The organism is uncultured Tateyamaria sp. (assembly GCF_947504105.1).
In the GTDB taxonomy this organism is placed as follows: Bacteria; Pseudomonadota; Alphaproteobacteria; order Rhodobacterales; family Rhodobacteraceae; genus Tateyamaria.
This window is the reverse complement of the sequence record NZ_CANNGP010000087.1, coordinates 1-6,519: the sequence shown is the minus strand read 5'-3', so window position 1 is coordinate 6,519 and position 6,519 is coordinate 1. Positions and strand designations below refer to the sequence as shown.

General features: G+C 53.6%; 8 protein-coding genes. All 8 read right to left on the bottom strand.

What is annotated here, in order from left to right; all coding sequences use genetic code 11:
• Nucleotides 1-111 precede the first annotated feature (111 nt).
• The 8 genes from Q1A75_RS23045 to Q1A75_RS23010 all read right to left on the bottom strand — a co-directional run bounded on the left by Q1A75_RS23045 (nt 112) and on the right by Q1A75_RS23010 (nt 6,257).
• Nucleotides 112-534 carry a thermonuclease family protein gene (locus tag Q1A75_RS23045; protein WP_299593283.1) on the bottom strand — a complete coding sequence of 141 codons (423 nt, stop codon included), beginning with the start codon at nt 532-534 and terminating at the stop codon, nt 112-114.
• Nucleotides 531-893 (bottom strand): helix-turn-helix transcriptional regulator, encoded by a 363-nt coding sequence (locus Q1A75_RS23040; RefSeq protein ID WP_299593281.1) that lies wholly within the window; start codon nt 891-893, stop codon nt 531-533. The genes Q1A75_RS23045 and Q1A75_RS23040 overlap by 4 nt, the downstream gene beginning before the upstream one ends.
• Before the next feature lie 4 nt (nt 894-897).
• On the bottom strand, nt 898-1,914 hold the full coding sequence (locus tag Q1A75_RS23035; protein WP_299593279.1) for an ATPase, T2SS/T4P/T4SS family: 1,017 nt from the start codon (nt 1,912-1,914) through the stop codon (nt 898-900).
• A gap of 1 nt (nt 1,915) precedes the next feature.
• The gene (locus tag Q1A75_RS23030; RefSeq protein WP_299593277.1) at nt 1,916-3,256 is read right to left on the bottom strand and encodes a TrbI/VirB10 family protein; all 1,341 of its coding nucleotides are present in this window, start codon (nt 3,254-3,256) and stop codon (nt 1,916-1,918) included.
• A complete protein-coding gene (locus Q1A75_RS23025) occupies nt 3,249-3,962 on the bottom strand; it encodes a TrbG/VirB9 family P-type conjugative transfer protein (protein ID WP_299593275.1) in 714 nt (237 codons plus the stop codon). Before Q1A75_RS23025 ends, Q1A75_RS23030 begins: the two co-directional genes overlap by 8 nt.
• A gap of 4 nt (nt 3,963-3,966) precedes the next feature.
• On the bottom strand, nt 3,967-4,632 hold the full coding sequence (locus Q1A75_RS23020) for a virB8 family protein (protein ID WP_299593273.1): 666 nt from the start codon (nt 4,630-4,632) through the stop codon (nt 3,967-3,969).
• Between the two features lie 20 nt (nt 4,633-4,652).
• Nucleotides 4,653-5,684: a type IV secretion system protein gene (locus Q1A75_RS23015; RefSeq protein WP_299593271.1), complete on the bottom strand. Its 1,032-nt coding sequence runs from the start codon at nt 5,682-5,684 to the stop codon at nt 4,653-4,655.
• A 75-nt stretch (nt 5,685-5,759) separates the two neighbouring features.
• Nucleotides 5,760-6,257: a hypothetical protein gene (locus Q1A75_RS23010; protein ID WP_299593268.1), complete on the bottom strand. Its 498-nt coding sequence runs from the start codon at nt 6,255-6,257 to the stop codon at nt 5,760-5,762.
• Between the last annotated feature and the right edge of the window lie 262 nt (nt 6,258-6,519).

Below are 6,519 nucleotides of genomic sequence, written 5' to 3'. Positions count from 1 at the left end.
CCTCAAACTCGCCAAGCGCTGGAAGCCAAAGGGAAAGCGCCCCAATTGATCAAGGTGGGGTCAAAGCAACGCTTACAGTGAACCTGGTCAAACAGCATTTTCACTCCCTGCCTAGCCACACCAGCCAAGCCTTTTTCCGCCGCTATAAGGCCGCGCGAGGCCCTCGCTGATCAAGATTTCACCAACATTAAGCGCATTCACCATCATTCCCGCCAGTTCGCGGCCATAGTAATCATCCCGCCCCGTTGGTTCGATGCGGATAGTTTCGACACTTGAAATCAGAGCTTGCAGCCGGTTGGTGGCTCTTTGTCCAAGGTCTTTTTCAAACGCGCAGCGCGGTAAATAGGTCTCGGGTGTGTCGTAGCCGGTTAGTCGATACGTAACGTCGCCTATGGCAACCGTGTCGCCGTCAACAACCCTTATTCGATCTGACCCAATTTCAAACCCGCTGGTGAGGTAGGTGTCCAGTACAACGCTGATCGTGATAGCGGCTAACACGATCAGGGTTGTATGAAAGAACGGTGTCCGCTTCACAAAGCGAGCGCCTTTGCCAGATCAAACAGCATCTTACGGTGCGCTTCTGGAATACCATAGTAGGTGCGAACAAGGTCCAGCGCCTCTTTATCGGATAAGATGTCAGTCGGTATGCCAGTGATCGGCTTTGAACCATGCGCTTTGTGTACAGTTTCGAAGAAGTAAGACACCGGGACGTCAAGTGCATTGGAAATGTCCCAGAGCCGGGAGGCACTGATACGGTTTGCGCCAACTTCATATTTCTGAACTTGCTGAAACTTGGTTCCGATCTCACCAGCAAGCGCCTCTTGCGACATGCCGAGCAACGATCGCCGCTGACGGACACGTTTACCCACTTTAATGTCGACAGGATTGGACATACTTTTACTCCTGGTTCCCTGCTTCGGCGTTCTTCAATGCCGGAAAATAGACCTCCATCAGACCGCGCTCGTCGCCTAGGCGGCCTGTTTGGATAATCACGTCGATGGAGCCCTCAAGGTAGCGGATCACTTCCGGGTAAGAGAGCTTCGTTCCCGTGCTCATGACCAGCAAGGCCAGTCGATCCATGGCTTTCCGAGCGGATTCCGCGTGAAGCGTCGTAAATGATCCTGCGTGTCCAGTGTTGATGGCATCGAGGAAGGTTGCCGCTTCAACACCGCGCAGCTCACCAAGAATTATCCGGTCCGGACGCATCCTAAGCGTAGCCTGTAACAATCGGTTTGCACTACGGGCGCTTTGGTCGTCCCGTGTGGCGATCAAGCTGACTACGTTGTCTTGGCGGGGTAGAAGTTCAAGAGAGTCTTCAATGGTGACAATCCGCTCCACATCGTCAACCATCCATAACATGCGACGCCCAAGCTCCGTCTTGCCTGTAGATGTCCCACCAGAGACGACGATGTTTAGCCGGTTAGAAATCAATGCACGAAGAAATTCATCCTCTTGTCCCATTGCGGCCAAATCTCGGATGGCTTTGATCTTATCAAGCCGTTCATCTTCTAGTGAGGAATTGGGATCACGCAGAAATTTGAACTTCTTTGGTTCGCGCGCCTCGCCGTGCCGAAACACACGAAAAGAAAGAACCGTACCTCGGGCAACAGCGGGCGGCGCAACGATCTGGGCGCGCAGCACCAGGCCCTTATATTCCACTGCGGCTGACACAATAGGGGAGGCATCCGTAAGTTTGTTTTTGCTCGTGTTTGCGATAATTCCCGCTAGGTCAGCCACTTTCTGCGGGTCAAGGCTATGATCTGATTTGACCATGTTTGCGCTTCCCGCATTCTCCACCCAGATTTCACCATTGCTGTTTATTGCAACTTCAATGGCTGTTGGCGAACTCAGGTGTTCGCCGATCCAGTCGAGATATGTGGCAAGGTAGCTGGCCTTCTGTGATTGCTGGTTCATGTCAGAACAACTCCAAATCGGTGTTCACTCTGACCATTACAACTGCGCCCTGATCCACGGAAATCGTCGGTGGGATCGAGAGATAGTCAGCAATCACATCATCGACGGCACTCTCGAAATCACCACCTACGTTCTCGATAACCTCTGTAGTGGTTTCGTTGTCGCTCTGGTTCGCCACAATTTCTGGAACTGCCCCGATTACCGAAATCAGCGCGGCAGACCCGAAACGTTCAAGGAAATGATTGTCAACTTTTCCCGGCAACCCACTGCGGCCCAGACGATCCCCACCATAGGCGCTCATTTGCACTGATTGGCCATCAGTCGTGACGACCCGATCCCAAACGACAAGAACACGTTTTTGGCCAATCCCAACATCAGAATTATACCGTCCAAAGAGCTTAGATCCTCGTGGAATAAGTACCCGGGACATATCAAATGACCAAACATCATAGGTCACATTCGCAGCAATGTCGCCCGCCAGAGACGATAGAATCCCGGTCTCTAGCGTCCCTTCAATCAAAGTGCCCTGTACAACCGTGTTTGATGGATTTGCGATAATTTCTGACTGCGTAACTGAGACAGGCGACCCAGCGCGGCGAAAGGCTTCATCACCAGAGTAACGCTGTTGCGCATCCTCAGCAGCACTGCCCGATTTGCCATTCGCCGACCACGCAACGATAGGCGAGTTGATCTTTTCACGTTCAAGTTGTTCGGCCTCAGCCCGCTTGCGCTCTAGTTCCTCGCGGCGGCGCGCTTCTTCCGCTGCCAAACGTTGAGCTTCGGCATTGCCCTGATCGCGAAGTAAGCGCTCCGTCTCAAGTTCTGCTCGCGCTCGGTGTAGTTCTCGATCGCGGTCTGCCAAAAGCCTCTCTTGATCTTCAATGGCACCCTGACTGGTTTCGAGGTCCGTCCTGATCGAATCCAGTTCTGCGCGAAGTGCCTCAAGCGCCGCTTCATCCTGCACCGTCTGCACTTCGGGATTGTCCCGTAACTGAGCAATCTGGGTCTCAAGTGCAGAAATTGTCGCTTGCAATCTGGCCAACTCATCCGTGTTGTCCTCTCTGATCCCGAGGGGCGCGCTCGGGCTCTCAGTAGATTGAAGTCCCGACAATCCGGCTTGAAACTCGCTCGCCGTTGAAGTCTCTGGCATCGGATCGGCCTGAATGACCGGTTCAGGCCGATTGGCCAAATAACCATAGGTCCAGGCGCCACCAATAGCACCTACCACCGTCATGAACGCAGGTATGGCCCACGCTGGACGATTTCCGCGTGGTTTTTCGGTTTGGCGTCCGCTAATCGCCGCGACACGTTGTTGGATCTGATCTTGTTGTTCGTCAGCCATTGCCAGCCTCCCGTGCAGAAACACATACATATTCGTCGCCAACACGCAGAACCCAGCGTTCCGAACGCGTTGAGACAGTTACCCGTGTTCCACGCGCTGACGTGTTAACGGTAAATTCTTCACCCTTCACATTGGCCCGGAAGATCGACGGTATGGGCGCAGTGGGCGGGAACTCGAAAATTGTTCGCTTGCCATCATCCCAAACACGGCTGGGGCGGAAGTCCGCGCCCTTCGTCGTTTGCGAAATCGCATAGGACATGGGTTGACCTCCCGGAATCTGCGGCTGCGTCCTTTGGCGCGACGATCCAGGCACGGAGAATTTCACCGAATAGAAAGGCCGAACTCGACTGCTTTCCGCGACTTCCAGAAAGTAAAAGTGCCGGTTGGTCTCGACAACAAAGTTGGTTCTTTGTCCGGGTATCTTGGGCTTGATAGTGAAGGCGTTACTGCGGCCAAGATTACCTGGCTCGAAGGAAGCGGTATCGCCGCCGGAAATGTTCCTAATCCGCTCACCATCCCCAAGCTCGATCACAGTTACATTGTGCATCCGAGTGTTGACCCTGTAGACCTGCCCTTCTTGGAAGCTGATGTATGTGATCCGACCGTCCAGCTTGCCAGGACGGGGCGTTGCTTCCGCGCTAGCCATCTCAACGCTGGCCAACAGAAGCGTTGCGACCAACGCTAATTTCACTTTATTTCGCGGCATGTCCTTAACCTCCTGTTTCCGAAGTGACGCGGTAATTCGTGGCCGTGAAGCCAAACGGGTGCTCCCAGACTGTTTTCAGGCTGGCGTTGTTCTGAGGGCGAAAATCGTAAACGACTGTCGCGTAAAACTTGCCCTCTCTCGTCGGCTCATCCGGCCGGGAGAGCGTTTTCGTGAACCGTATTTGGGCGGTGTTTTCAGCAACCTCAGTAATACTGAGAACCTGAATTTCGACTCGCGCGTCTGACCCATAGACAGTGGGTGGAAAATTGGGGCTTCCTTCTTGCCACAGCGATTGAAGGCCCGCACGGGCTTGACCAGCGGATTGCCGGAACACCCTAAGCATCCGGGCTTCATTGTCGGCTGGGTTGTATGTCTCCCGATCCACAAGATACTTGTAGAGAAGTGATTGCTCTATTGCCGCCTTATGCTCGACCGTCGCACGTTCGACAGACACGGCGCGCTCCGCGATCCCCGTATCTTTGTCGACCACCGCCAGATACACTTCAGTTTGTTTCAGCGGCAGCATTATGACCAGCGCGGCAACGGCAGCCAGGCCGACCAACAGCCCGCCACCAGCCACGGTCCAAGCGAAGCGTTCGCGACGCTGCACACCGAATATTGCCTCGGATTCGAGAATCCTTCTCTCTTCAGGGGTGAAACCTGTCGTCATAATCCACACTCCAAATGCTGTTATTTTTTCTTGTTGTTCCGGCGGAACTCGTCCCTGAACCGATCTCTTGCGTGGTTCTGACGCATTCGGTCCGCCAAGCGCGATCTATCCTGGTCGCGCTTGTATTCGTCCCGCTTCATCCCGCCATAATCCTCGAAATCAGCACGATCCCGAGCCGATGGTCTTTGCTCGCGCTTTTTATCAAGATGGTTGGAGATTTTGCGGCCCACATAGGTCGATCCAATGAATGCACCCAACGCGCTACCCGGAATAGCCAATGGCCGCGGAGAGAAACTGGCAACCCCAAAGCTGCCTGTTATTCCATGTGCAATGGCGGGCACCTTCGAAATCGCAATGATCCCAACAACGTTCAAAACAATGAACGCCATTAGGTTGCCTAAATTGCTATTTTCGTCCACGCCGCCAAAAATTTCAGCATTGGCTGTCACGATGGTGCCGACGATTGCTGCGCAGAAAACCGGATACAGTAGATTGGCAACAATCGTGGTGAGCCAGCCCTCAAAGATATTTTTTGTCTTATCGAACACCGTGCACATAATGGCGAAGGGTGCGAACCCGAGGAGCGCAGCAATCCAGAGCTTCGACGCCCCCACAACCGCAATATAGACAGCCACGAGCAGCCCAAGAAAAATCCACAGCGCCAAAGACACAAGCGCTCGGAAGAAGCTGGAAGTCGCCTGCGCTGCTTGGTCTACCACCGACGCGGAGTCGGTAGCATAACCGTCCATCGCCTCAGTCGCCGTCCCGCCAATCGCACCTTGGAACGGTTCGAAGTAGGCAAGAGCAAGTGCCTGCGTTCCATTTGTTGTGGCATTGTATATTGCACCGAGATTAGGCCAGGCCAAAGCGAACATCATAACAAGCACAATGCGAAAAATGATCTGCATGCTCTCCCTCATGGACATTTTGAACATGCCAAAGACCATGTTGATCCCAAGAACGACGATCAACATGGTAAGGACGACGAAAAAGAAGCCCGTGATCTGAGCAACCGTCGAATTATACAGGGTTTCCGCCGTGGTCCCGATCACCCGGTCCAGTTGCCCGAGAAGTTGTGCCGCTATTTGATCCATGCGTAATACCTCGAATGCGCTGAGTTTCTGCCCCTACTGGGAAAGGCCGCAAAATTGCTGGACTGCGGGATACAGAGACCGAAGATTCAAACGCTGGTAGAAAAGGGCCGCACCAGACTTATTATTGAGCGCGCCGGTAAGGGGCAGAAGATCTACAAGCTCGATAGTCTTTGCCGGATCAATGGCCCGTGAGGCGCAGGAACAATCCCGGTTTTCAAGAATGCTCAGCGCCTGCTCGAAACGATAAACTGTCAGGCTCGGCCCTGCTAGGTCTTCCTCAAGACTGATTTTTCCGTCCGCCCATTCGTCATCTTTGAGTTCATTCCAGCGATTAAACTGTTCGGGCATATCGCAAGTTTCTGGGGCATCATAATTCGAAGGGTTCATGGGAGGTACCTCACCAGCCTGAAATGGTGCAAGGATGCGCTCTGCTCGTGCTTTTTGGTCCTCGTTGACGTAGAGGTGATCCTTTGCAAGAGCGGTAGTGGCTAGTGATGTAGACGCGATAAGAGCGAGTGGCAGCAGTTTCATGACGTTTCTCCAAGTGAGGAATGTGATATTGATGTCAGCCCTACTTAATCATCCAAGAGCTTGATGAATCTTTCTTCTTCGGCGGCGGTCGCGGCATCCATAACACCGGCGCTTCCCATGCCTACGGTCTGAGCAGCTTCCATTGACCAGACGTTCGCTAGGGCTACGGCCAGTTCGGCTGTGACCCTAGTGTTCCGAGTCTGACACCTCTTACCTGTTCCCCCGGATTTCATCGAGGGAGTTCAGAGCGCGGCGTTCACGG

What these genes read in the sequence shown, in the direction of transcription:
- Q1A75_RS23040 (WP_299593281.1), bottom strand. Translation starts at nt 893, where the DNA reads ATGTCCAATCCTGTCGACATTAAAGTGGGTAAACGTGTCCGTCAGCGG.
- Q1A75_RS23035 (WP_299593279.1), bottom strand. Translation starts at nt 1,914, where the DNA reads ATGAACCAGCAATCACAGAAGGCCAGCTACCTTGCCACATATCTCGAC.
- Q1A75_RS23030 (WP_299593277.1), bottom strand. Translation starts at nt 3,256, where the DNA reads ATGGCTGACGAACAACAAGATCAGATCCAACAACGTGTCGCGGCGATT.
- Q1A75_RS23025 (WP_299593275.1), bottom strand. Translation starts at nt 3,962, where the DNA reads ATGCCGCGAAATAAAGTGAAATTAGCGTTGGTCGCAACGCTTCTGTTG.
- Q1A75_RS23020 (WP_299593273.1), bottom strand. Translation starts at nt 4,632, where the DNA reads ATGACGACAGGTTTCACCCCTGAAGAGAGAAGGATTCTCGAATCCGAG.
- Q1A75_RS23010 (WP_299593268.1), bottom strand. Translation starts at nt 6,257, where the DNA reads ATGAAACTGCTGCCACTCGCTCTTATCGCGTCTACATCACTAGCCACT.